This window comes from Streptomyces sp. NPDC012888, from assembly GCF_042900645.1.
Taxonomy (GTDB): domain Bacteria; phylum Actinomycetota; class Actinomycetes; order Streptomycetales; family Streptomycetaceae; genus Streptomyces.
Map to the genome: position 1 here is coordinate 208642 of NZ_JBIBBM010000011.1, position 24936 is coordinate 233577.

General features: G+C 70.2%; 22 protein-coding genes. 12 read left to right on the top strand and 10 right to left on the bottom strand.

Annotated elements, in window-relative coordinates; genetic code table 11:
* Positions 1-176: 176 nt before the first annotated feature.
* From ACFY61_RS20920 to ACFY61_RS20930, 3 genes are all read left to right on the top strand, one after another.
* On the top strand, positions 177-779 hold the full coding sequence (locus ACFY61_RS20920) for a helix-turn-helix transcriptional regulator (RefSeq protein ID WP_389473954.1): 603 nt from the start codon (positions 177-179) through the stop codon (positions 777-779).
* A gap of 50 nt (positions 780-829) precedes the next feature.
* The gene (locus ACFY61_RS20925) at positions 830-1912 is read left to right on the top strand and encodes an inositol-3-phosphate synthase (protein ID WP_389473956.1); all 1083 of its coding nucleotides are present in this window, start codon (positions 830-832) and stop codon (positions 1910-1912) included.
* A gap of 76 nt (positions 1913-1988) precedes the next feature.
* Positions 1989-3266 (top strand): MFS transporter, encoded by a 1278-nt coding sequence (locus ACFY61_RS20930; RefSeq protein WP_389473957.1) that lies wholly within the window; start codon positions 1989-1991, stop codon positions 3264-3266.
* A gap of 79 nt (positions 3267-3345) precedes the next feature.
* Here ACFY61_RS20930 and ACFY61_RS20935 read toward each other — a convergent pair whose 3' ends face one another.
* Positions 3346-4788: a CCA tRNA nucleotidyltransferase gene (locus tag ACFY61_RS20935; RefSeq protein WP_389473958.1), complete on the bottom strand. Its 1443-nt coding sequence runs from the start codon at positions 4786-4788 to the stop codon at positions 3346-3348.
* 261 nt (positions 4789-5049) lie between these two features.
* Between ACFY61_RS20935 and ACFY61_RS20940 the strand changes: the two genes are divergently transcribed.
* The 7 genes from ACFY61_RS20940 (at position 5050) to trxA (ending at position 14518) form a co-directional block, all read left to right on the top strand.
* On the top strand, positions 5050-7245 hold the full coding sequence (locus tag ACFY61_RS20940; RefSeq protein ID WP_389474042.1) for a DUF6049 family protein: 2196 nt from the start codon (positions 5050-5052) through the stop codon (positions 7243-7245).
* A 46-nt stretch (positions 7246-7291) separates the two neighbouring features.
* The gene (gene murJ, locus ACFY61_RS20945) at positions 7292-9460 is read left to right on the top strand and encodes a murein biosynthesis integral membrane protein MurJ (protein ID WP_389473960.1); all 2169 of its coding nucleotides are present in this window, start codon (positions 7292-7294) and stop codon (positions 9458-9460) included.
* Positions 9461-9577: 117 nt separating this feature from the next.
* Positions 9578-11314, top strand: a complete 1737-nt coding sequence (locus ACFY61_RS20950; protein WP_389473961.1) for a protein kinase family protein — start codon at positions 9578-9580, stop codon at positions 11312-11314.
* Between the two features lie 103 nt (positions 11315-11417).
* Positions 11418-12110 (top strand): RNA polymerase sigma factor SigM, encoded by a 693-nt coding sequence (gene sigM / locus ACFY61_RS20955; RefSeq protein WP_389473962.1) that lies wholly within the window; start codon positions 11418-11420, stop codon positions 12108-12110.
* A complete protein-coding gene (locus ACFY61_RS20960; protein WP_389473964.1) occupies positions 12107-13039 on the top strand; it encodes a hypothetical protein in 933 nt (310 codons plus the stop codon). Before sigM ends, ACFY61_RS20960 begins: the two co-directional genes overlap by 4 nt.
* Before the next feature lie 123 nt (positions 13040-13162).
* Positions 13163-14122, top strand: coding sequence for a thioredoxin-disulfide reductase (gene trxB, locus ACFY61_RS20965; RefSeq protein WP_389473965.1), 960 nt, complete (start codon positions 13163-13165; stop codon positions 14120-14122).
* A 51-nt stretch (positions 14123-14173) separates the two neighbouring features.
* Positions 14174-14518: a thioredoxin gene (trxA, locus tag ACFY61_RS20970; protein ID WP_389473967.1), complete on the top strand. Its 345-nt coding sequence runs from the start codon at positions 14174-14176 to the stop codon at positions 14516-14518.
* 64 nt (positions 14519-14582) lie between these two features.
* Here trxA and ACFY61_RS20975 read toward each other — a convergent pair whose 3' ends face one another.
* The 9 genes from ACFY61_RS20975 to rpmH all read right to left on the bottom strand — a co-directional run bounded on the left by ACFY61_RS20975 (position 14583) and on the right by rpmH (position 20915).
* A complete protein-coding gene (locus tag ACFY61_RS20975; RefSeq protein ID WP_389473968.1) occupies positions 14583-15200 on the bottom strand; it encodes a GNAT family N-acetyltransferase in 618 nt (205 codons plus the stop codon).
* A gap of 78 nt (positions 15201-15278) precedes the next feature.
* Positions 15279-16358 carry a ParB/RepB/Spo0J family partition protein gene (locus ACFY61_RS20980; RefSeq protein ID WP_389473970.1) on the bottom strand — a complete coding sequence of 360 codons (1080 nt, stop codon included), beginning with the start codon at positions 16356-16358 and terminating at the stop codon, positions 15279-15281.
* Positions 16355-17404: an AAA family ATPase gene (locus ACFY61_RS20985; protein WP_389473972.1), complete on the bottom strand. Its 1050-nt coding sequence runs from the start codon at positions 17402-17404 to the stop codon at positions 16355-16357. The genes ACFY61_RS20980 and ACFY61_RS20985 overlap by 4 nt, the downstream gene beginning before the upstream one ends.
* Before the next feature lie 253 nt (positions 17405-17657).
* Complete coding sequence (gene rsmG, locus ACFY61_RS20990) at positions 17658-18374, bottom strand: 16S rRNA (guanine(527)-N(7))-methyltransferase RsmG (RefSeq protein WP_389473974.1); 717 nt, start codon at positions 18372-18374, stop codon at positions 17658-17660.
* 96 nt (positions 18375-18470) lie between these two features.
* A complete protein-coding gene (locus tag ACFY61_RS20995) occupies positions 18471-18983 on the bottom strand; it encodes a protein jag (protein ID WP_389473976.1) in 513 nt (170 codons plus the stop codon).
* A gap of 15 nt (positions 18984-18998) precedes the next feature.
* On the bottom strand, positions 18999-20102 hold the full coding sequence (gene yidC / locus ACFY61_RS21000; RefSeq protein ID WP_389473978.1) for a membrane protein insertase YidC: 1104 nt from the start codon (positions 20100-20102) through the stop codon (positions 18999-19001).
* Positions 20103-20105: 3 nt separating this feature from the next.
* Complete coding sequence (yidD, locus tag ACFY61_RS21005) at positions 20106-20387, bottom strand: membrane protein insertion efficiency factor YidD (RefSeq protein ID WP_219664616.1); 282 nt, start codon at positions 20385-20387, stop codon at positions 20106-20108.
* Complete coding sequence (gene rnpA, locus ACFY61_RS21010; protein WP_389473980.1) at positions 20384-20758, bottom strand: ribonuclease P protein component; 375 nt, start codon at positions 20756-20758, stop codon at positions 20384-20386. The genes yidD and rnpA overlap by 4 nt, the downstream gene beginning before the upstream one ends.
* A 19-nt stretch (positions 20759-20777) precedes the next feature.
* The gene (rpmH, locus tag ACFY61_RS21015) at positions 20778-20915 is read right to left on the bottom strand and encodes a 50S ribosomal protein L34 (protein ID WP_389473982.1); all 138 of its coding nucleotides are present in this window, start codon (positions 20913-20915) and stop codon (positions 20778-20780) included.
* Between the two features lie 355 nt (positions 20916-21270).
* Here rpmH and dnaA point away from each other — a divergent pair, with 355 nt between their 5' ends.
* Entirely contained in the window at positions 21271-22947 is a 1677-nt protein-coding gene (gene dnaA, locus ACFY61_RS21020; protein ID WP_389473983.1) for a chromosomal replication initiator protein DnaA, read from the top strand.
* An 831-nt stretch (positions 22948-23778) separates the two neighbouring features.
* Positions 23779-24909 carry a DNA polymerase III subunit beta gene (gene dnaN / locus ACFY61_RS21025; protein ID WP_389473985.1) on the top strand — a complete coding sequence of 377 codons (1131 nt, stop codon included), beginning with the start codon at positions 23779-23781 and terminating at the stop codon, positions 24907-24909.
* The last annotated feature ends 27 nt before the right edge of the window (positions 24910-24936 follow it).

Genomic DNA, 24936 nt, shown 5'->3' on the forward strand with positions numbered 1-24936 from the left:
ACTGCCCAAGTTCACCCCAAATCAGGCAACTCGACTCCATCGAATTGGTGATGTGACGCCGGTCACCATGTCCGGGCTTGTCGCGTCGGGCCGCCCGTTCTATCTTCTGGATGTATCGAGTCGATACATCAGCTCGGCATAAAGGACTTCAGGGGCGGAGGAGGGAAGGCGGGCGGGTGAGCAGACGCTCAGGCATCCTCGAGTTCGCTGTCCTCGGACTGCTCCGTGAATCCCCCATGCACGGCTACGAGCTGCGCAAGCGGCTCAACACCTCGCTGGGGGTGTTCCGGGCCTTCAGCTACGGAACGCTCTACCCCTGCCTCAAGACGCTGGTCGCCAACGGCTGGTTGATCGAGGAACCGGGCAGTGCACCGGAGGACGCTCTCGCCGCTTCACTCTCAGGGCGGCGAGCGAAGATCGTCTACCGGTTGACGGCGGCGGGGAAGGAGCACTTCGAGGAGCTGCTCTCCCACACCGGTCCCGACACCTGGGAGGACGAGTCCTTCGCCGCCCGCTTCGCCTTCTTCGGCCAGACCGAACGCGAGGTGCGCATGCGGGTGCTGGAGGGCCGCAGGAGCCGGCTGGAGGAGCGTCTGGAGAAGATGCGCGCCTCCCTGGCCCGGACCCGGGAGCGCCTCGACGACTACACGCTCGAGCTGCAGCGGCACGGAATGGAATCCGTGGAGCGTGAAGTGCGCTGGCTGAACGAGCTCATCGAGAGCGAGCGGGCGGGACGGGACCAGAGACGTCCCGGGCCGCCCGACGAAACCGCAACATGAGGTCCTGCACTTCGCAGGCCTCGTCCGAGAACAAACAGGGAGCAACCGGAATGGGTTCGGTTCGCGTAGCCATCGTCGGCGTGGGCAACTGCGCCGCCTCGCTGGTGCAGGGCGTCGAGTACTACAAGGACGCCGACCCGGCGGGCAAGGTCCCGGGACTGATGCACGTCCAGTTCGGCGAGTACCACGTGCGCGACGTGGAGTTCGTCGCCGCGTTCGACGTGGACGCGAAGAAGGTCGGGCTCGACCTGGCGGACGCGATCGGCGCCAGCGAGAACAACACCATCAAGATCTGCGACGTCCCGCAGACCGGTGTGACGGTCCAGCGCGGCCACACCCTCGACGGCCTGGGCAAGTACTACCGCGCCACCATCGAGGAGTCCGCCGAGGCCCCGGTCGACGTGGTCCAGATCCTCAAGGACAAGCAGGTCGACGTCCTGGTCTGCTACCTGCCCGTGGGCTCCGAGGACGCGGCGAAGTTCTACGCCCAGTGCGCCATCGACGCCAAGGTCGGCTTCGTCAACGCCCTCCCGGTCTTCATCGCCGGCACCAAGGAGTGGGCGGACAAGTTCACCGAGGCCGGGGTCCCGATCGTCGGCGACGACATCAAGTCCCAGGTCGGCGCGACCATCACGCACCGCGTCATGGCCAAGCTGTTCGAGGACCGCGGTGTCATCCTGGACCGCACCATGCAGCTGAACGTCGGCGGCAACATGGACTTCAAGAACATGCTCGAGCGCGAGCGTCTTGAGTCCAAGAAGATCTCCAAGACCCAGGCCGTCACCTCCCAGATCCCCGACCGGGACCTCGGCGAGAAGAACGTCCACATCGGCCCGTCCGACTACGTCGCGTGGCTCGACGACCGCAAGTGGGCGTACGTCCGCCTCGAAGGCCGCGCCTTCGGCGACGTCCCGCTGAACCTGGAGTACAAGCTGGAGGTCTGGGACTCCCCGAACTCCGCCGGTGTCATCATCGACGCCCTGCGGGCCGCGAAGATCGCCAAGGACCGCGGCATCGGAGGCCCGATCCTCTCGGCGTCCTCGTACTTCATGAAGTCCCCGCCGGTCCAGTACTTCGACGACGAGGCCCGCGAGAACGTCGAGAAGTTCATCAAGGGCGAGGTCGAGCGCTAAGGTCCGCTCGTTTCTTCCGCGGAGGGTCCCCGGGCAATCTGCCCGGGGACCCTCCGCGTATGTGACGCTAGCCCTCATGCCTGTCGTACGGGATCTGCGCGTGCTGCTGCGCCTGAGGGACTTCCGGAGCCTGCTGACCGTACGACTGCTCTCCCAGGCGGCCGACGGCGTCTACCAGGTGGCCCTGGCCACCTACGTGGTGTTCTCCCCGGAGAAGCAGACCTCGGCCGCCTCCATCGCCTCGGCCATGGCGGTCCTGCTGCTGCCCTACTCCGTCGTCGGTCCCTTCGCCGGAGTACTGCTGGACCGCTGGCGCCGCCGCCAGGTCTTCCTCTACGGCAACCTGCTCCGCGCCGCCCTCGCCTGCGGCACCGGCGTGCTCATCGTCGCCCAGGTGCCGGACTGGCTCTTCTACGCCTCCGCGCTGTCGGTCACCGCCGTCAACCGGTTCGTTCTGGCGGGCCTGGCCGCCTCCCTTCCCAGGGTGGTGGGCCCCGACCGGCTCGTCACCGCGAACGCCCTCTCGCCCACGGCCGGCACCCTGGCCGCCACGGCCGGCGGAGGCCTGGCCTTCCTGCTGCGTCTGGTGGCCGAGGACTCGGACGCGCTGGTCGTGCTGCTCGGGGCCGTCCTGTACCTGGGCGCCGCGCTGATCTCGCTGCGGCTCGCCATCGGGCTCCTCGGCCCCGACCACGAGCCGGGCGTCCGCCACCCGTCCGTTCCGGAGGGCATGGCGCTGACCGTGCGGGGCATGGCCGAGGGGCTGCGGCACCTGTCCGGCCGGCGGGACGCGGCCCGTGCACTGACCGCCATGACGCTGATGCGCTTCTGCTACGGAGCCCTGTTCGTGATGCTGCTGATGCTCTGCCGGTACGCCTGGTCGCGGACCGAGGCGGAGGGCCTGGCCTGGCTGGGCCTGGCGGTCGGGGTGTCCGGAGCCGGCTTCTTCACGGCCGCGGTGATCACGCCGGGGGCGGTGGACCGGCTGGGGACCCGGGGCTGGATCACCGCCTGCGCGGCGGGATCCGCAGTCCTCGTTCCCGCGCTCGGCCTTTTCTTCGCCCCCGGCCCGATGCTGGCGGCCGCCTTCGTCCTGGGGCTGGCCACGCAAGGGGCGAAGATCTCCACCGACACGGTGGTGCAGTCACAGGTGGACGACGATTTCCGGGGCCGGGTGTTCTCCGTCTACGACGTCCTCTTCAACGTGGCCTTCGTAGCCGCGGCGGGCACGGCCTCGCTGATGCTGCCGCCCGACGGGAAGTCCGTGGTGCTGGTCCTCTCCGTGGCCGTCCTCTACGCCGTCACGGCGATCGGGATGGCACGAAGGGAGCGCGACGGCCGGCGTTTCACGTGAAACATCGCGCCCCGCCGGCTCCGGTCCGCTCCGACGTTTCACGTGAAACACGGCCGCGGACCGGAGTGCGCGGTGCGGCTCAGGCCTGGGCCGCCCACCAGTCCTTCAGGGCGGCGACTGCGGCGTCGTGCCCCATGGGCCCGTTCTCCAGGCGCAGGTCGAGCAGGAAGGCGTAGGCCTTGCCGATGACCGGGCCGGGTCCCACGCCCAGCACCTTCATGATCTCGTTGCCGTCCAGGTCGGGGCGGATGGCGTCCAGCTCCTCCTGCTGCTTGAGCTGGGCGATCCGCTCCTCCAGGCCGTCGTAGGTCTTGGAGAGGGCGTTGGCCTTGCGCTTGTTGCGGGTGGTGCAGTCGGACCTGGTCAGCTTGTGCAGCCGCTCCAGCAGCGGTCCCGCGTCCCGGACGTAGCGCCGGACCGCGGAGTCGGTCCACTCGCCGGCGCCGTAACCGTGGAACCGCAGGTGCAGCTCCACCAGCCGGGAGACGTCCTTGACCATGTCGTTGGAGTACTTCAGCGCGGTCATGCGCTTCTTGGTCATCTTCGCTCCCACCACCTCGTGGTGGTGGAAGGAGACCCGGCCGTCGGGCTCGAAGCGGCGGGTGCGGGGCTTGCCGATGTCGTGCAGCAGCGCGGCCAGCCGCAGCACCAGGTCGGGGCCGTTCTCCTCCAGGTCGATCGCCTGCTCGAGGACGGTCAGGGAGTGCTCGTAGACGTCCTTGTGCCGGTGGTGCTCGTCGCTCTCCAGCCGCAGGGCCGGCAGCTCGGGCAGGACCCGGTCGGCGAGCCCGCTGTCCACGAACAGCCCCAGCCCCTTCCGGGGGTGGCCGGACAGCAGGAGCTTGTTCAGCTCGGTCTGGACCCGCTCGGCGGAGACGATCTCGATCCGGTCGGACATCTCCTTCATGGCAGCCACCACCTCGGGAGCCACCTCGAAGTCCAGCTGGGCGGCGAACCGCGCGGCCCGCATCATCCGCAGCGGATCGTCGGAGAAGGACTCCTCCGGGGTGCCGGGGGTCCTCAGGACCTTGGCCTGGAGGTCGGCGAGGCCGCCGTGGGGGTCGATGAACTCCTGCTCGGGCAGGGCCAGGGCCATGGCGTTGACCGTGAAGTCGCGCCGGACCAGGTCCTCCTCGATGGAGTCGCCGTAGGAGACCTCGGGCTTGCGGGAGGACCGGTCGTACGCCTCCGACCGGTAGGTGGTGACCTCGATCTGGAAGCCGCCCTTCTGGCAGCCGATGGTGCCGAAGGCGATGCCCACGTCCCACACCGTGTCCGCCCAGGGCCGGACGATCCTCAGGACGTCCTCGGGCCTGGCGTCGGTGGTGAAGTCCAGGTCGTTGCCGAGGCGCCCGAGCAGGGCGTCGCGGACGGAGCCACCGACCAGGGCGAGGCGGAAGCCCGCCTCCTGGAAGCGGCGGCCGAGCTCGTCGGCGACGGGCGCGACCCGCAGCAGTTCACTGACCGCGCGGTGCTGCACCTGGCTCAGGGCGCTGGGGTTGTCTTCGTTGGCGTTCGGCACAACAGAAAAGGGTACGTGCCCCGCCCAGCCGGAACCGCCCTGTTTACCGGTACCCCGGGGCTCGCCCCCGCTCCCGGGGTCCGATCATGTGGAGCAGTGCGCGGCACTCGGGCCCGGCGGGCCTCGTTACCATGCGTGGACGCACTGAGGCGACCACTGACACTTCGAGGGACGGGCGAACGCGTGGCCGAGCCGGCAGACACGGGAGAACTCAACGGGCCGGCCCCCGCTCCTGCCCGCCGCCGCTGGCTGCGGCGCACGATGGTCCTGCTGGCCGGGACGCCGGTACTGGCGGCCCTGGTCTACTCTCCGGCACCCACGGCCCAGGCGGCCGATGCCGGCGGCGTGGACGTCCAGCTGACCGAGATGACCCCCAGCGCGCCTGTGAAGGGCGACACCCTCACCGTCTCCGGCACCGTGACCAACACGGGCAAGGAGACGATCAACAACGCGCACGTGGGGCTGCGGCTCGGCCCTGCCCTGCCCGGCCGTGACGCCATGGAGGAGGTCTCCCAGCGGACCCGCTTCCGGCCCGGGGTCGACCCGGCGGAGATCGACTCCGCCTACGCCGTGAAGATCCCCTCGCTCCCCGCGAAGACCGGTCAGACCTTCACCCTGAAGGTCCCGGTGGAGAAGCTGTCCCTCGACGGGGACGGGGTCTACCAGCTGGGCGTCTCGCTCTCGGGCAGCACGGGCAGCCGTCCCTCCGAGCAGGTCCTGGGCATCGAGCGGACCTTCCTGCCCTGGCAGCCCGAGGCTGCGGCGAAGAAGTCCCAGCTCACCTTCGTCTGGCCGCTGATCTCCAGCACCCACCTGACCGCCGAGACCATGTCCGACGAGACCCAGACACCGGTCTTCCTCAACGACGACCTGGCGGCCGAGCTGGCACCCGGCGGCCGGCTCGACCAGATGGTGAGCCTGGGCAAGGAGCTCCCGATCACCTGGGTCATCGACCCGGACCTGCTGTACACGGTCGACGCGATGACCAAGGGCTACCGGGTGCGCGTCCCGGGCGGCAAGCCCGTGCCGGGCCGGAGCAAGGCCGTCGCCGAGCGGTGGCTGAATTCCCTGGAGCAGGCCGTCCAGGGCAAGAAGGTGGTCGCACTTCCCTTCGCCGACCCCGACCTGGCCTCCCTCGCCCACCGTGGCAAGGACGTCTCCGGCACCCTGGGCCAGCTGCGCCCGGCCACCGACAAGGCCGCCCAGGCGGTGGAGACCGTGCTGCACGTCACGCCCTCCACCGACTTCTCCTGGCCCGTCGACGGTGCCATCGACCCCTCGATCGTCAACGTCGCCACCTCGGCGGGCGCCCACAACGTCCTGACCCGCAGCGACAGCCTCCAGGAGACGGGCGGTCTCGGTTACACGCCCTCCGCGGCCCGCCCGATCGGAGCGGGGGCCACCGCGGTGGTGGCCGACGCGGGGCTGTCGACCGCCTTCGAGGGCGACATGCTGCCCGCCGGGAACGCCACCCTCGCCGTCCAGGAGTTCCTCGCCCAGAGCCTCGCCCTGAACCTGCAGGACACCGACGCCCAGCGCAGCTTCGTGGTCGCGCCGCAGCGGATGCCCACGGTCAGCCAGGCCGAGACCATGGCGGCGGCCCTGCGGGGCCTCCAGGCCGGCCGCTGGACCCAGCCGCTGGACCTGGAGGCGGCTGCCAGGGCCAAGCCCGACCCGGGTGCCACCACCCAGGTCCCCGGGGCGGGGCAGTACCCGGAGGCGCTGCGGAAGACGGAGCTCCCGCAGGCGGCCTTCGAGAAGATCCGCACCACCCAGAACACCCTGGACCACTTCAAGGTCATCCTCAGTGCCCCGGACCGGGTCACCATCCCGTTCGGGAACACCACCAACCGCGAGATGTCCACGTCCTGGCGGGGCCGTCCCCAGGAGTCCCGGCAGTACCGCGACGAGGTCCAGGCGTATCTGATCGGCCTCACCGAGAAGGTCCGGCTGATCCCCAAGACCGACGCCACCCTGTCGGGCCACAGCGCCACCATCCCGGTCACCGTGCAGAACAGCCTGGTCCAGGACGTACAGGGCCTGGTGCTGCGGGTGAAGTCGGCCAACCCGACCCGTCTGATGTTCGACGACGGCGGCGAGGCCCGGCAGGAGGTGTCCGTGCAGGGCGCCCACACCCAGACCGTGAAGTTCACCGCCAACGCCACCGCGAGCGGCCCCGTCGAGGTCACCGCTCAGCTGTTCACCAAGGACGGCGTGCCCTACGGCAAGGAGCAGAAGTTCACCGTCGAGGCCACCGAGATCACCGCCACCGTGATGCTCGTCATCGCCGGCGGGGTGCTGCTCCTGGTGCTGGCGGGCGTCAAGATGTACGCCAGCCGCAAGCGCGTCGCCGAGCGGGCCGCCGCCGAGGAGAGCACGCAGCCGAGTGACGAGAGCACGGACACCGGACCGCAAAGCGCGAGCGCGTCCGGCCCGGGTGAGACAGTGGACCGTTGAGCGATGCCGTGGCCGGTCGGCCTGGGGACGATGAGGTGGGGTTTCGATGAACGCGCCGTACGACGGTGACCGAGCGCAGGGCGCCGGCGCGCCCGGCCAGGGCGTTGCCCCGGGCACCCCGATGCCGGGGCAGGTACCTCCGCCCGCCCCCGGGCCGGACCGCGACCCGTATGTCCAGGACGCCTACGACCGCGACCCGTACCGGGCGCAGGACCTGTCCGCCCAGGACCCGGTCACCGAGGCGCTCTACGACCGGGCCTCGCACCCCCCGCCACCACCCGGCACCTACCAGGAGCCCGGACCGCTGTACGGCTCCCCGGCCGCTCCCCCGTACGCCCCGGACCCGCGGGTGTGGGCGCAGACCCCGCCGCCGGAGCCGGACGGCCTCTCCCGGCACATGCCGTACGGCGACCGCTCCGCCACCACCGAGTTCGTCGGGGTGGAGTCGCTGGTGACCGAGGCCGCAGAGGAGCAGCCCGAGCCCGACGCGTTCGCCCACCTGTACCGCGACCAGCAGGCGGCCCCGCGGCCCGTGGCGGAGGAGGCCCCGGTCGCCGCTCCGGCGCCCGCCAAGCCCGCCGGCCGTGCGGGCGGCCTGCTGAAGTCCAGCGCGTTGATGGCCGCCGGCACGATCGTCTCCCGGATCACCGGCTTCCTGCGGACCCTGGTGATCGCCGCGGCGATCGGCGTCGGAACCTTCAACGACACGTACCAGATCGCCAACACCCTCCCGACGATGATCTACGTCCTGGTCGGGGGCGGAGCCCTGAACGCGGTGTTCATCCCGCAGCTGGTGCGGGCCATGAAGAACGACAGCGACGGCGGCGAGGCCTACGCCAACCGGCTGCTGACCCTGGTCGTGGTCCTGCTGGCCGGTGTCACCACCGTCTGCGTGCTCGCGGCCCCGCTGTTCATCACGATGATGTCGCCGAAGATCGCGTCCGACCCCCAGCAGATGGAGGTCGCGGTCGCGTTCGCCCGCTACTGCCTGCCCACCATGTTCTTCATGGGCGTGCACGTGGTCCTCGGTCAGATCCTCAACGCCCGCGGCCGGTTCGGTGCCATGATGTGGACCCCGGTCCTCAACAACATCGTGGTCATCACCACCTTCGGTGCGTTCATCTGGGCCTTCGGCGGGTTCACCACCTCCGGTGTCAGCGCCGCCACCGTCACGGCCGACGGGGTGCGCCTGCTGGGCGTGGGCACCCTGCTGGGTCTGGTCGTCCAGGCCCTGGCGATGCTGCCCTACCTCCGCGACGCCGGGTTCAAGCCGAGGCTGCGCTTCGACTGGAAGGGCCACGGCCTCGGCAAGGCCGCCCGCCTCGCGAAGTGGACGTTCTTCTTCGTCCTGGCCAACCAGGTCGGCCTGGTCGTCGTCACCCAGCTGGCCACCTGGGCCGGTTCCGTCGCCGAGAAGCAGGGCCACCCCGGCACCGGTATCACCGCCTACAACTACGCGCTGCTGCTCTGGCAGATGCCGCAGGCGATCATCACCGTATCCGTGATGACGGCCGTGCTGCCGCGCATCTCCCGTTCGGCCCACGACGGTGACGCCGCAGCGGTCCGCGACGACATCTCCTACGGCCTGCGCACCTCGGCCGTCGCCATCGTGCCCTGCGCCTTCGCGTTCCTGGCGCTCGGCGTGCCGATGGCCACCCTGCTCTACGCCGGCTCCGGCTCCGGCGCCCAGAACATCGGCTACGTGCTGATGGCCTTCGGCCTGGGCCTGATCCCGTACTCCGTGCAGTACGTGGTCCTGCGCGGCTTCTACGCCTACGAGGACACCCGGACGCCCTTCTACAACACGGTGATCGTCGCCGCGGTCAACGCCGTCGTCTCCACCGCCGCGTTCTTCGTGCTGCCCGCCCGCTGGGCGGTCGTCGGCATGGCCGGCGCCTACGGTCTCGGCTACGCCGTCGGTGTGGGCGTCGCCTGGCGCCGCCTGAAGACCCGTCTGGGCGGCGACCTCGACGGGGCGCACGTCATGCGCACCTACGCCCGCCTCACCGGCGCCTGCGTACCCGCCGCCCTCGTCGGCGGCGCCGCGGCCTGGGCCGTCACCCACTACCTGGGCAGCGGGGTCCTCGGATCCCTCGCCTCGCTCGCGGTCGGCGGCATCGCCCTCGCGGCCGTATTCCTCGCCGCGGCCAAGCGCATGCGGATCGAGGAGCTCAACGCCATGGTGGGAATGGTGCGCGGACGCCTGGGACGCTGATGCGCGCAACCATCGGAACAGATCGCGTGTCGTGCATAGCACCGGACTGTGGGCACAATTGGCTTGGCTTCGCAGACTGGCCGACAGCGCGCAACGGATGGGGAGGCAGGAACGACGGTGGCGGAACGTAGCACAGCTGCCGTCGACGTGGCCGACAACAGCGGCGACGAGCCGCTGGCCGCAACAGCGGCCAAGGCCACGGCCGACGGGGTGGACACCCAGAACGCCCGACTCTCCACGGACGAGCCCGCGACCGAACCCGACGGCGAACGAAGGACCGCGGCGGGCACCGCGACTCCCGACCTCCACAGCGGCCACAAACTCGCCAGACGCTACCGGCTCGAAGAGTGCGTCACCCGTCTGGACGGTTTCAGCAGCTGGCGTGCGGTGGACGAGAAGCTGCGCCGTGCCGTCGGCGTCCACCTCCTCCCGGCCGACCATCCGCGGGCCCGCTCCGTACTGGCCGCGGCCCGCTCCTCCGCCCTCCTCGGCGACCCCCGCTTCGTGCAGGTCCTCGACGCCGTCGAGGAGAACGACCTCGTCTACGTGGTCCACGAGTGGCTGCCGGACGCCACCGAGCTGACCGCGCTGCTCGCCGCCGGCCCGCTGGAGCCCCACGAGGCGTACCAGCTCGTCAGCCAGGTCTCCCAGGCCATGGCCGCGGCCCACCGCGAGGGCCTGGCCCACCTGCGGCTGACCCCCGGGGCGATACTGCGCACCTCCACCGGGCAGTACCGCATCCGCGGACTGGCCGTGAACGCCGCCCTGCGCGGCATCACCAGCGACAGCCCGCAGCGCACCGACACCGAGGCGATCGGCGCGCTCCTGTACGCCGCCCTCACCCAGCGGTGGCCGTACGAGAACGACGCCTACGGCCTGAGCGGCCTGCCCAAGGGCGTCGGCCTGCTGCCGCCGGACCAGGTCCGCGCAGGCGTCCACCGGGGCCTGGGCGAACTCGCCATGCGGGCCCTCGCCAACGACGGCGCCACGGCCTCCCGGCAGGAGCCCGCCTGCACCACCCCGGAGGAACTGGCCAAGGCGGTCGCCGCGATGCCGCGCATCCGGCCGCCGGAGCCCGCCTTCACCGCCCCGCCGGAATACCAGCACACCACCTACCAGCAGGGCACCTACCAGCAAGGGCCCTACGGCCGGCCGAACCCGCGGCCGGGCACGCCCGCGGCGCCCATCGTCGCGCCGCCGCCCCCGCTGCAGAGCCGTACCGGCCGGGTCCTGAAGTGGGGCGTGGGCGCGCTGCTCATCGCCGCCCTCGGCCTGGGCAGCTGGCAGCTGGCCGACACCCTGCTGAACAAGAGCAACCAGAACCCCGGCACCTCCCAGAACCAGCCGCCGTCCAACAACGGCAACGAGCTCCCGAAGAAGATCGAGGCGAAGCCGCTGCCCATCAGCCGGGCCACCGTGTTCGGCAGGGAGCCGATCAAGCCGGAAGCCGCGGGCAAGGCCGTCGACGGAGACCCCGAATCCGGCTGGATCACGCTGAAGTTCATCGGCCACGCGAACTTCGGGAACCTCCCCGCCTACGAGGACGGCAGCGGCATCGTGGTCGATCTCGGCAGCGTGAAGAACGTGACCGGCCTCGAGGTGGAGTTCAACGGCTCCGGCCACACGGCGGAACTCCGCGCCGCGGGTCCGGACGCCGGCGCGCGGCCCACGTCCGTGTCCGGTTTCCCACAGCAGATCAGCAAGCCTGGCACCGCCGAGCGGAGGCTCAAGTCCACCCTCGACACCCCGGTGAAGACCAGGTACGTCCTCATCCACATCACCGAGCTGCCGCGGACGGAGGACGGCTACCGGGGCGGCGTCCTCGACGTCAAGGTGCTCGGCGCCGACCTCTGACCGACCGGAACGCACGTGGTCGGAGGTCCGCCGCACCAGCTCGTGGCGGACGCTCGTCTTCGGCCTGCCCGCCCCGTACGCTCCCACCGGGAGGGGAGGTGTGATGACCGACGCGAAACCCGGCGAGGCCGACGACCACGAGCTGCTGGCCCACCATGTCGCCGGGGACCCCGACGCCTTCGGTGAGCTCGTACGGCGCCACCGCGACCGGCTGTGGGCCGTCGCACTGCGGACGCTGGGCGGGGACCGCGAGGAGGCAGCGGACGCCGTGCAGGACGCCCTCGTCTCCGCCTACCGCGCCGCCCACACCTTCCGCGGCGACTCCGCCGTCACCACCTGGCTGCACCGCATCACCGTCAACGCCTGCCTCGACCGCGCCCGCAAGGCCGCCACCCGCCGGACCTCCCCCCTCGACGACACCGAGCGCCTGGAACGGCTGCTGGAGCCCCACGAATCCGCCGAGGCCCCCGCCGAACGCCATGACCTGCACCGCCAGCTCCTCGCCGCCCTGGCCACCCTCCCGGCCGACCAGCGGGCCGCCCTGGTCCTCGTCGACATGCAGGGGTACCCCGTGGCCGAGGCCGCCCGGATCCTCGACGTCCCCGCCGGGACCGTCAAGAGCCGCTGCGCCCGTGGCCGCGCCAAACTCGTCCCGATGCTCACTCATCTGCGCACCGATGGCGGGGATAACACCGCCTCCCCGCGGGGAAGGAACCGGTCGCAGGGGACTCCCGTCCCACCAGCAGCAGAACCCAGGGACCCGAATGCTGTGAAGGGCGGAGGTGGACGCGCGTGACTTCCACGACCGGCACGATCGGGCACCCTGATGTCTCGGAGATCTCCGACCTCACCGAGGGGTTGCTCTCCCCCTCCCGCACCGCGGAGATCCGCCGCCACCTCACCGACTGCGCCCTCTGCGCGGACGTGCGCACCTCACTGGAGGAGATCCGCGGCCTTCTGGGCACCCTGCCCGGACCGGTCCGGATGCCCGTCGACATCGCGGGCCGCATCGACGCCGCCCTGGCCGCCGAAGCCCTCCTGGACCGGACGGCGCCACCCGCCGCCCCTTCCGAGGCTGAGCCGGCACCGGCCTCCGCCCATGTTTCACGTGAAACATCGCGCACCGTCCCCGTGGCACCGGCCGGGCACGCCCCGGCCGCCACGGGGCCCGGCCGTACCCGGCGGCGGGCGAGGCGGCGGATCGCCGCCCTCTCCGGGCTGGCCGCCGCGGCCGCCTGCGTCCTCGGGCTCTTCCTGGCAGGCGCCCTCCCCACTACCGAGAACGGTTCGCAGAGCGCCCGGAAGGACGCCGGCGCGGCCACCGCCGCGGAGCCCCGGGTCGCCGGGAGCCCCGAAGGGACCGCCTTCACCGCCCAGGGTCTGGAGGGCTCCGTCCGGGTCCTCCTGACCGGGCCCCCGCCCCAGCGCAAGCCGGGTGAGAACACCCCGTACGGCATGGAGAACACCGGCCCCGGCCTGGCCCCGTCCGAAGACCGCCGGGCCGAAGGGATCCCCGCCTGCGTGCAGGACGCCACGGGGCGCGCCCAGGAGCCCCTGGCCAGCGAACGGGGCACCTACCAGGGCACTCCCGTCTACCTCGTCGTCCTGCCGCACCCCGTCGACGCCGGCCGTGTCGACGCCTTCCTCATTGACAGCACCTGCGAGACCATCCCCGGAACCGCCGCCGGCGCCCCTCTGCTCACCGCCACCTACTCACGGCCCTGAGGACTCCGCACTGTCAGCGGACCTCCGGGGAATGCGGGCCCCTTAGGATCCGTTGGGTGGGGTGAGAGTCCGCACCGGCCCCCGGTAGACAGCAGGCAGTCCGCAGAGACGAGGAAACAACCCGTGAGCGACGTTCGTAACGTGATCATCATCGGCTCCGGGCCGGCCGGTTACACCGCCGCCCTGTACACCGCACGCGCTTCGCTCAAGCCCCTGGTCTTCGAGGGTGCCGTCACCGCCGGCGGCGCGCTGATGAACACCACCGAGGTCGAGAACTTCCCCGGCTTCCGCGACGGCATCATGGGCCCGGACCTCATGGACAACATGCGCGCCCAGGCCGAGCGCTTCGGAGCCGAGCTGGTCCCGGACGACATCGTCTCCGTGGACCTGACGGGTGAGATCAAGACCGTCACCGACACCGCCGGCACCGTGCACCGCGCCAAGGCCGTCATCGTCACCACCGGCTCCCAGCACCGCAAGCTGGGCCTGCCCCGCGAGGACGCCCTCTCGGGCCGCGGCGTCTCCTGGTGCGCCACCTGCGACGGCTTCTTCTTCAAGGACCAGGACATCGCCGTCGTCGGCGGCGGCGACACCGCGATGGAGGAGGCCACCTTCCTCTCGCGGTTCGCCAAGTCGGTCACCATCGTCCACCGCCGCGACAGCCTGCGCGCCTCCAAGGCCATGCAGGACCGCGCCTTCGCCGACCCGAAGATCAAGTTCGCCTGGGACAGCGAGGTCGCCGAGATCCACGGCGACACCAAGCTCTCCGGCCTCACCCTGCGCAACACCAAGACCGGTGAGACCTCCGAGCTGCCCGTGACCGGCCTCTTCATCGCCGTCGGCCACGACCCGCGGACCGAGCTCTTCAAGGGCCAGCTGGAGCTGGACGACGAGGGCTACCTCAAGGTCGACGCCCCCTCGACCCGCACCAACGTCACCGGCGTGTTCGGTGCCGGCGACGTGGTCGACCACACCTACCGCCAGGCCATCACCGCCGCGGGCACCGGCTGCTCCGCCGCGCTCGACGCCGAGCGTTTCCTGGCCGCCCTCACGGACGCCGAGCACGCGACCGCGAACGTCTGACCCACCGCTCCACCCCACACCCCACCCCGCAGGAAGAAAGAGGAGGCCGCTGTGGCCGGCACCCTGAAGAACGTCACCGACGCCAACTTCGACACCGAGGTCCTGGCCAGCGAGAAGCCCGTCCTGGTGGACTTCTGGGCGGCCTGGTGCGGCCCCTGCCGCCAGATCGCGCCGTCGCTGGAGGCCATCGCGGCGGAGTACGGCGACCAGATCGAGATCGTCAAGCTCAACATCGACGAGAACCCGGAGACCGCCGCCAAGTACGGGGTCATGTCCATCCCGACCCTGAACGTCTACCGGAACGGCGAGGTCGCGAAGACCATCGTCGGTGCCAAGCCGAAGGCCGCCATCCTCCGCGACCTCGACGGCTTCGTCGAGCTCAAGCCGGTCGGCTGACACCCCGAAGCCCGAACGGGGCCGTCCCCTCATGGAGACGGCCCCGTTTCGTATCCGGGCGGGTTCACAGCGGACGCAGCACCGGCTCCTTCCGTGCCGCCCCGAGCAGCCGGTCGAGCGCCAGCTCGACGTCCTCCTTCCAGGACAGCGTCGAACGGAGCTCCAGCCTCAGCCGCGGGTGCGCCGGATGGGGCCGCACGGTCTTGAAGCCCACGGCCAGCAGGTGCTCCGCCGGCAGCAGGCATCCGGGCCCCTCCCAGCGGCCGTCGCCGAACGCCTCGACGGCCCGGAAGCCACGGCGCAACAGGTCCTTGGCGACGGTCTGCACCATGACCCGGCCCAGCCCCTGCCCCTGATAGCCCGGCATGATCCATCCGGTGATCAGCTGCACCGCGTCCCCGGACACCGGGCTGGTCGGGAAAGCAGTGGACCGGGGCACATAGGCGGGCGGTGCGTAGAGCACGAAACCCACCGGGACCTCGTCGACGTAGACCACCCGGCCGCACGAGCCCCATTCCAGGAGCACCGCGGAGATCCAGGCTTCCTTCTCCGTCTCCGACGTACCGGCCTTGACCGCCGCCTCACCGGTGACGGGATCCAGCTCCCAGAACACGCAGGACCGGCAACGCTTGGGCAGGTCCTGCAGGTTGTCCAGCGTGAGTGGTACCAGCCGACGCCCCATGAACGCATCGTATAAGGGGACGGGGCGGGTGGCACCGACCGACGGCCGGTGCCACCCGCCCCGCACGGGGACCGCCGGCTACTCCCCGGCGAGCCCCTGTTCCAGCACCCGGCCCTCGCCCGGCGCCAGCGTCCCCAGGATCCGCTCCAGGTCCTCCATCGACGCGAACTCGACGGTGATCTTGCCCTTCTTCTGCCCGAGATCCACCTTCACGCGGGTCTCGAAGCGGTCCGACAGGCGCGAAGCCAGCTCGCTCAGCGCGGGGGACACCCGGGCACCCGCCCGCGGCTTCGGCTTCGCCGGGCCGGCCGGCTCCGAACCCATCAGGGTCACGATCTCCTCGACCGCCCGCACCGAGAGCCCCTCGGCCACGATCCGGTGCGCCAGCCGGTCCTGCTCCTCGGAGTCCTTCACCGACAGCAGGGCCCGCGCGTGTCCCGCCGACAGGACACCCGCCGCCACGCGGCGCTGCACCTGCGGCGACAGGTTCAGCAACCGCAGCGTGTTCGTGACCTGCGGGCGCGAACGCCCGATCCGGTCCGCGAGCTGGTCGTGCGTGCAGTTGAAGTCCTTCAGCAGCTGGTCGTAGGCGGCCGCCTCCTCCAGCGGGTTCAGCTGCGCGCGGTGGAGGTTCTCCAGGAGCGCGTCCAGGAGGAGCTTCTCGTCCTCGGTCGCGCGGATGATCGCCGGAATGTGCTCCAGGCCGGCCTCGCGGCAGGCCCGCCAGCGCCGCTCGCCCATGACGAGCTCGTACCGGTCCGCGCCCGTCTGCCGTACGACCACCGGCTGGAGCAGGCCCACCTCCTGGATCGAGGTCACCAGCTCCGCCAGGGCGTCCTCGTCGAACACCTCTCGGGGCTGCCGCGGGTTCGGCGTGATGGCGTCCAGCGGAAGCTCCGCGAACGTCGCTCCCGCCACCGTGTTCCCGGCCGCCGGCCCACTGTCACCGCCGGTTCCCGCAGCCCGGTCCACGACCGCCGCGTCGGCCTGCGCCAGCGAAGCCACCTTCGCCGCCGCCACACCGCGTTCCGCCGTCAGCACCGGCACCGCCGACGGGGAGGTCGAACCCGACCCCACCACCGGGGGCACCTTCTCCTGGGGAGCAGCGGGAATCAGCGCGCCGAGCCCCCGCCCCAGACCCCTACGTCGCTCGCTCACTGGATCCCCTCCGCCGTACTCTGCATGCTGTTCGCGCCCCGCAGCGCGATCTCGCGCGCCGCCTCCAGATAGGAGAGGGCCCCGCTGGACCCCGGATCATAAGTGAGAACCGTCTGTCCGTAGCTCGGCGCCTCCGAAATGCGCACCGACCTCGGGATGCTCGTACGCAGCACCTCGCTGCCGAAGTGGCTGCGCACTTCCTCCGCCACCTGGGAGGCCAGTCGCGTCCTGCCGTCGTACATCGTCAACAGGATGGTCGACACGTGCAGCGCCGGGTTCAGGTGGGCCCGGACCAGGTCGACGTTGCGCAGCAGCTGCCCCAGGCCCTCCAGCGCGTAGTACTCGCACTGGATCGGGATCAGCACCTCCGCGCCCGCCACGAGGGCGTTGACCGTCAGCAGCCCGAGCGAGGGGGGACAGTCGATGAGGATGTAGTCCAGAGGCTGCTCGTAGGCCTGGATCGCCCGCTGCAGCCGGCTCTCCCTCGCCACCAGCGACACCAGCTCGATCTCGGCACCCGCCAGGTCGATGGTGGCCGGGGCACAGAACAGCCCTTCCACATCCACCACCGGCTGGACGACCTCCAGCAGCGGCCGGCTCTCCACGAGGACGTCGTAAATCGACGGCACCTCGGCGTGGTGGTCGATCCCCAGCGCCGTCGAGGCGTTGCCCTGCGGGTCCAGGTCCACCACCAGCACTCGGGCCCCGTGCAGGGCCAGCGACGCCGCCAGGTTCACGGTCGTGGTGGTCTTGCCCACGCCGCCCTTCTGGTTCGCCACCACGATGATCCGGGTTTCGGCCGGCCGGGGCAGACCCGCGCCGGCCCGTCCCAGGGCCTCCACGGCCAGCTGGGCGGCACGCCCGATCGGCGTGTCACTGTGGTTGTCCACCAGCGACGGCGGCGATGTTTCACGTGAAACATCTTCGGCCACCGATTCGGTGCGGGGGCCGGGGACCGGATCGGCCATCGGCCCCGCGAGGTTGGCGTCTGACCGCACGGCTTCACTCTCCTCGACATCAGGCTCGCGATGGACAGAGCCTGCCATGCCATCGGGGTGGTGAACCAGCGGGGCCCGTACTCCTGTGGATGAATCCACCGATGTGGACACTTCCGTGACCGGTTCGGCGGCCCCCGCTTCCGTCCGGGGACGCGGGGACGCAGCGGCTCGGCCGCGGTTGATGATTCCGTGCAGCAGAGAGCGACGTTTCACGTGAAACACGATGCCCGGACGGCGTCTTCAGCCCTCTACGACACTCCGAAATCCATACCTATAGGGATCAACCAGCACCGCCACGGGCTCAGCGACGCCGCCGGGTCCGGCCCGTGCGCGCGGCCTTCGCCCGCTTGGCCGCGAACCGCACCCCGCCCGGGCTCTCCCCGACCTCGACCCGAACCAGCGTGGAGAGCGGCTCCACGACGCCCTCGCCGACGTGCAGGACCGAGGTCTTCACCACACCGAGCTTGGTCAGGGCCGCCTTGGCGCTCACCAGCTCCTCCTCCGCGGTGTCCCCCTTCAGCGCCAGCATCTCGCCGTAGGGCCGCAGCAGCGGGACGCCCCAGCCGGCCAGGCGGTCCAGGGGGGCCACCGCACGTGCCGTCACCACATGGACGGGCTGTAGCTTGCCCAGCATCTCCTCGGCCCGGCCACGCACCACCGTCACGTGGTCCAGGCCCAGCAGCTCCACCGCTTCCTGGAGGAAGGTGGTCCGCCGCAGCAGCGGCTCCAGCAACGTGATCTTCAGGTCCGGGCGCACGAGGGCGAGCGGGATGCCCGGCAGCCCTGCCCCGGAGCCCACGTCGCACACGGTGACGCCCTCGGGTACCGCTTCCGCGAGTACCGCGCAGTTCAGCAGGTGCCGCTCCCACAGGCGGGGAACCTCGCGGGGGCCGATCAGCCCCCGCTTCACACCCGCGTCCGCCAGCAGCTCCGCGTACCGGACAGCCTGCGGGAAATGCTCGCCGAAGACCCTACGCGCCTCTTCCGGCGCCGGGGGAAGCTCCGCTGCCTCCGTCACGGGGAACCGTCCTTCCGTACCGCACTCTGAAATACCAGGCTGACAAACTTCGGCCCCGCCTGCGAGACAGGCGGGGCCGAACACACATGCTTCCGGTCAGGCCGGGAGCACAACGACGAAGCGCTGCGGCTCCTCGCCCTCGGACTCGCTGCGCAGACCCGCGGCCGCGACCGCGTCGTGGACGACCTTGCGCTCGAACGGCGTCATCGGCGCCAGCTTCTTCGGCTCGCCCGAGGCCTTCACCTCGGCGGCCGCCTCGGCGCCCAGCGACGCCAGTTCCTCGCGCTTCTTCGCACGGAACCCGGCGATGTCCAGCATCAGCCGGCTCCGGTCGCCGGTCTCCCGGTGCACGGCGAGCCGGGTCAGCTCCTGGAGGGCTTCCAGGACCTCGCCGTCGCGGCCCACCAGCTTCTGCAGGTCGCGGCTGGACGAGTCGCTGATGATCGACACCGAGGCCCGGTCGGCCTCGACGTCCATGTCGATGTCGCCGTCCAGATCGGCGATGTCCAGCAGCCCCTCGAGGTAGTCGGCCGCGATCTCGCCCTCCTGCTCCAGGCGGGTCAGGGTGTCGCCACCCTCGGCAGCGGCGGAGGTGGTGCCTTCCGTCACGGGATGGACTCCTTCTTACTTCTTGGACGAGGGCTTGCCGGGGGACTGACGCTGCGACTTCGACTGCCGCTTGGGCTGCTGTCGCTTCGCGACACCGCCGCTCGCCGCATCCGCATCCGCCGTCGCCTCGACACTCTTGATCACAGAGCCGTCCGCCTGCGCGGCCAGACCCTGCTTGCTGAGCGCCGTGATGAACTTGCGCTCCACGTCGTTGCGGTCCGGGCCCTTGGCCACGATCGCCGCGACGACCTTCTTCTTGCCCCGGCCCTTGACCTCGCCGTGCGAGGTCACGTGCTTGAGCAGCCGCGTCAGGTACTGGTCCTGCGCCTTGCTGCCCGGCGTCGGGTTCTGGTTGATCACGTACATCTGCTGACCCATGGTCCAGACGTTGGTGGTCAGCCAGTAGACGAGGACACCGACGGGGAAGTTGATGCCCATGACCGCGAAGATCACGGGGAAGATGTACATCAGCATCTTCTGCTGCTGCATGAACGGGGTCTTGACCGTGAGGTCCACGTTCTTCTGCATCAGCTGGCGCTGGGTGTAGAACTGCGACAGCGACATCATGATGATCATGACCGCGGTCACGATCCGGACGTCCGTCAGCGAGGCGCCCAGCGCCTCGACCTTCTCCGGGCTGTCCATGAACTTCGCCGCGATGGGGGCGCCGAAGATGCGGGCCGACCGGGCGCTGTCGACCAGCTGCTGGTCCAGCACACCGATGGTCTTGCCGTTGGCGACGGTCGCCAGCACGTGGTACAGGGCGAAGAAGAACGGCGACTGCGCCAGGATGGGAAGGCACGAGGAGAGCGGGTTGGTGCCCGTCTCCTTGTACAGCTTCATCATCTCTTCGGACTGACGCTGCTTGTCGTTCTTGTAGCGCTCCTGGATCGCCTTCATCTTCGGCTGGAGCGCCTGCATGCCGCGCGTCGCCTTGATCTGCTTCACGAACAGCGGGATCAGGCAGATGCGGATCAGGATCACCAGGGACACGATGGACAGGCCCCAGGCCCACCCACTGTCCGGCCCGAAGAGCGCACCGTACAGCGAGTGGAACTGGACGATGATCCACGAGACGGGTGTGGTGATAAAGCTGAACAGACTGGCAATCGTGTCCACTAATCAGGCTCCTTGAGCATTGCGAGGTCTACGCAACGCACTGCGCAGCTGCTCATGCCAACGCGGGCGTTTACGAGGTGGGACATGGTCCACACCGCCCGGAGACCACGGATTGCACCGCAGGATCCGCCAGGCGGTAAGAACCGTTCCCTTCACCGCACCGTGCCGGTCGATGGCCGTGTACCCGTAGTGCGAGCACGAGGGGTAGTAGCGGCACACCGGCCCGAGCAGCGGACTGATCGTCCACTGGTACAGCTTGATCAAAGCGAGCAGCGGGTACTTCATCGAGCCGCGCCTCCCAGCAGCCGCGCCAGAGCGGCGTCCAGGTCACGGGCCAGGTCCTCAGCACCGGCGTCACCGGATCCGGGCAGGGCCCGCACCACCACCAGGCTACCTGCGGGCAGCCCGGACAGGCGGTCCCGCATCAGATGGCGCAGTCTGCGCTTCACCCGGTTACGGACCACGGCGCCGCCCACGGCCTTGCTGACGACGAAACCCGCACGTGTCGGGGGAAGCATCTCCCCCGGCCCGTGCGGGTCCGTTGTACCGCTGGTACGTAGGTGGACGACGAGGAGCGGGCGACCTGCCCGGCGGCCTCGACGTACCGCGTTCGCGAAGTCCTCGCGCCGCCTCAGCCGATGGTCGGGAGACAGCACGACGTCATGACCTGACTGGTCAGGCGGACAGGCGGTCGCGACCCTTGCCACGGCGGGCGGCGAGAATCGCGCGGCCGGCGCGGGTACGCATACGCAGGCGGAAGCCGTGCGTCTTGGCGCGACGACGGTTGTTCGGCTGGAAGGTGCGCTTGCTCACTCGGGGGCTCCAGAGAATGAATCGTTGTGGCGGTACATCGCCTGGCTGTCACCGTGCGCCCACGAGGAACTATCGCGTGATCGCCCGAGTGGACACCGCTAAATGATCACGTTCTGTGATCTTCGCCCATCGGTAGGCAGGCGGCAGCAGCCATCGACAACTCGACCTGGTTACGGTACGCGCGGCTACGCCATCCGGTCAAACCGAGCCCGCGACGGGCTCCACTGTGCACAGCCTGTGGACAACGACTTGAACCCTGACCGTCAGGCTGACTACCGTTGCCTGACCCCCGATTTTTTGTCCCGACCGTCCCAAAGAACCACACATTCGTGGGACCTGTGAGAGAGCGTGCCCTGTGGCTGACGTACCTGCCGATCTTGCCGCAGTGTGGCCACGCGTGCTGGAGCATCTGCTCGCGGAGGGACAGCAGGGCATCGAGCCCAAGGACAAGCAGTGGATCGAGCGCTGCCAGCCGCTGGCCCTCGTCGCGGACACGGCCCTGCTCGCCGTCCCCAACGAATGGGGCAAGCGCGTCCTGGAGGGCCGGCTCGCCCCCCTGATCAGCGACACCCTCAGCCGTGAGTGCGGCCGGCCGATCCGGATCGCGATCACCGTGGACGACTCCGCCGGCGAGCCCGCGCCCCCGGCGCCGCCCACCCCGCGCGACCGCGAGTCCTACGAGGCCCCCACCGCCCGGCCGGCCTACCCCGACTACCAGCAGCCGCGCTCCGAGCCCGGCGCCTGGCCCGGCTGGCAGCAGCCCCGGCTCGGCGGTTTCCCCGAGCGCGACCCGTACGCCTCGCCGCAGCCCGGCTACCTCCAGCAGCCCGAGGCGCCGTACGAGTCCTCCTACGAGCAGCCCTCGTACGAGCAGTCGCCCTACGACAAGGCTTCGTACGACCAGAACCCCTACGAGGCGGCCGTCCTGCCCGCCCCCGGGCGGTCCGCGCCGCCCCCGGCGCCCTCCGGCGGCTCCTCCTCGGGCCCGGTGGAGCCGACCGCGCGCCTGAACCCCAAGTACCTGTTCGACACGTTCGTCATCGGCGCGTCCAACCGCTTCGCGCACGCGGCCGCGGTGGCCGTCGCCGAGGCCCCCGCCAAGGCCTACAACCCGCTCTTCATCTACGGGGAGTCCGGCCTCGGCAAGACCCACCTGCTGCACGCCATCGGGCACTACGCGCGGAGCCTCTACCCCGGCACCCGGGTGCGGTACGTGAGCTCGGAGGAGTTCACCAACGAGTTCATCAACTCCATCCGCGACGGCAAGGGCGACGCCTTCCGCAAGCGCTACCGCGAGATGGACATCCTGCTCGTCGACGACATCCAGTTCCTCGCGAGCAAGGAGTCGACGCAGGAGGAGTTCTTCCACACCTTCAACACCCTCCACAACGCGAACAAGCAGATCGTCCTCTCCTCCGACCGGCCGCCCAAGCAGCTGGTCACGCTGGAGGACCGGCTGCGCAACCGCTTCGAGTGGGGTCTGATCACCGATGTCCAGCCGCCCGAGCTGGAGACCCGGATCGCGATCCTCCGCAAGAAGGCCGTGCAGGAGCAGCTCAACGCCCCGCCGGAGGTCCTGGAGTTCATCGCCTCGCGGATCTCGCGCAACATCCGCGAGCTGGAGGGCGCGCTCATCCGGGTCACCGCCTTCGCCAGCCTCAACCGGCAGCCGGTGGACGTCGGGCTGACCGAGGACGTGCTGAAGAACCTGATCCCCGGCGGGGGCGAGGACACCGCCCCCGAGATCACCGCGGCGGACATCATGGCCGCCACGGCCGACTACTTCGGCCTGAACGTGGACGACCTGTGCGGCTCCTCGCGGAGCCGGGTGCTGGTCACCGCCCGTCAGATCGCCATGTACCTGTGCCGGGAGCTCACGGACCTGTCGCTGCCGAAGATCGGGGCGCAGTTCGGCGGCCGTGACCACACCACCGTGATGCACGCGGACCGCAAGATCCGCGCGCTGATGGCGGAGCGGCGCTCCATCTACAACCAGGTCACCGAGCTCACCAACCGCATCAAGAACGGCTGAGGCCGGCTCCTCAAACCCGCTTCGAGGGCGCTCCCGGGAGGTTCCGGGGGCGCCCTTCGTCGTTCGCGCGCCCCCGACCTGTTCGAATACGCCCCTCGCAGGCCAACTCGTCCACAGATTGGGGGACTTTCTTCCGTCCACAGACTGGGGACTCCGAGCGCTGCCCACAATCTGTCCACAGGCCTGCCTGTTGAGGACTCATCAGACCAGGTCACAGCCCTGTGCATTTGTGGAACCAAGTAATCCACAGGCTGTGGACGATCATTCTGTCCACAGGCGCGCCCACCCGGCCGTCCCCAGGCAATCCACAGCTTCCCCCACCCTGTGCACAGGATCGGACCTCTCGTCCACATCCTTGTCCACTGTTCGGCAACGGGAGGGCACCGGTCACTGCGCCGAGTGAAAGCCGTCACACGGAAGTCGACGTTTGGGCTGTGGAGCGACGGGGGAAAACTGGGGACACAGCTGTGGACCATGTGGCCCGTCTTGTGGACGGGCTGTGCAGAACTTTTCTTTCTCCACAGAGGCACCCGGTTGTCCACCGCCTCCACCCACAGGCCCGGTGGATAAAAAACCGCCGCTGACCTGCGAAAAGCAGGTTATCCACCGTATCCACAGGCCCTACTACTACTCCCATAGACAGTTAGGGCCGGATCGGTTTTCAAGCAGGGGCTGTGCACAACTCGCCTCGGAGGCCCTCCCAACACCTCGCTGCCGATTTGACGGCCGACCGCACCGGCTGTCGGTGCCGTACGTCAAACTGGTCTGGCGGCGTGATGCCGACGACGAAGGCCAGCAGGGCGAGCCAGCAACAGCAGGAGGCGGTTTCCGGTGAAGATCCGGGTGGAGCGCGACGTACTCGCGGAGGCGGTGGCGTGGGCGGCCCGCAGCCTCCCGGCCCGGCCGCCGGTCCCCGTCCTCGCGGGCCTGCTGCTGAAGGCCGAGGACGGCGCGCTGAGCCTCTCCGGCTTCGACTACGAGGTGTCGGCCCGCGTCTCCGTCGAGGCGGACGTGGAGGAGGAGGGCACCGTCCTCGTCTCCGGCCGGCTGCTCGCCGACATCTGCCGCGCCCTCCCCAACCGCCCGGTGGAGATTTCCACAGACGGTGTACGGGCGACCGTGGTCTGCGGCTCCTCCCGCTTCACCCTCCACACCCTGCCTGTGGAGGAGTACCCGTCGCTGCCCCAGATGCCGACCGCGACCGGCACCGTCCCCGGCGAGGTCTTCGCCTCCGCCGCCGCCCAGGTCGCCATCGCCGCCGGCCGCGACGACACCCTCCCGGTGCTGACCGGCGTCCGGATCGAGATCGAGGGCGACCGGGTCACCCTGGCCTCCACCGACCGCTACCGCTTCGCGGTCCGCGAGTTCCTGTGGAAGCCGGAGAACCCGGACGCCTCCGCCGTGGCCCTGGTGCCCGCCAAGACCCTGCTCGACACCGCCAAGTCCCTGACCAGCGGCGACACGGTCACCCTGGCGCTCTCCGGCTCCGGTGCCGGTGAGGGCCTGATCGGTTTCGAGGGGGCCGGCCGGCGCACCACCACGCGCCTGCTCGAAGGTGACCTGCCCAAGTACCGCACGCTGTTCCCGACCGAGTTCAACTCCGTCGCCGTGATCGAGACCGCCCCCTTCGTCGAGGCCGTCAAGCGCGTGGCCCTGGTCGCCGAGCGCAACACCCCGGTCCGGCTGAGCTTCGAGCAGGGCGTCCTGATCCTGGAGGCCGGTTCCTCCGACGACGCACAGGCTGTGGAGCGCGTGGACGCCCAGCTGGAGGGCGACGACATCTCGATCGCCTTCAACCCGACCTTCCTGCTGGACGGTCTGAGCGCCATCGACTCGCCGGCGGCGCAGCTGAGCTTCACCACCTCCACCAAGCCGGCGCTGCTGAGCGGCCGCCCGGCGGTGGACGCCGAGGCGGACGAGGCCTACAAGTACCTGATCATGCCGGTGCGGCTGTCCGGCTGACCCCTGTGAGTACCCCGGGCGGAGCCC

Coding starts and splice junctions, on each gene's coding strand:
- sigM (WP_389473962.1), top strand. CDS start 11,418: ATGACCGACGCGAAACCCGGCGAGGCCGACGACCACGAGCTGCTGGCC.
- yidD (WP_219664616.1), bottom strand. CDS start 20,387: ATGAAGTACCCGCTGCTCGCTTTGATCAAGCTGTACCAGTGGACGATC.
- ACFY61_RS20930 (WP_389473957.1), top strand. CDS start 1,989: ATGCCTGTCGTACGGGATCTGCGCGTGCTGCTGCGCCTGAGGGACTTC.
- ACFY61_RS20985 (WP_389473972.1), bottom strand. CDS start 17,404: ATGGCAGGCTCTGTCCATCGCGAGCCTGATGTCGAGGAGAGTGAAGCC.
- ACFY61_RS20940 (WP_389474042.1), top strand. CDS start 5,050: ATGGTCCTGCTGGCCGGGACGCCGGTACTGGCGGCCCTGGTCTACTCT.
- ACFY61_RS20975 (WP_389473968.1), bottom strand. CDS start 15,200: ATGGGGCGTCGGCTGGTACCACTCACGCTGGACAACCTGCAGGACCTG.
- ACFY61_RS20925 (WP_389473956.1), top strand. CDS start 830: ATGGGTTCGGTTCGCGTAGCCATCGTCGGCGTGGGCAACTGCGCCGCC.
- murJ (WP_389473960.1), top strand. CDS start 7,292: ATGAACGCGCCGTACGACGGTGACCGAGCGCAGGGCGCCGGCGCGCCC.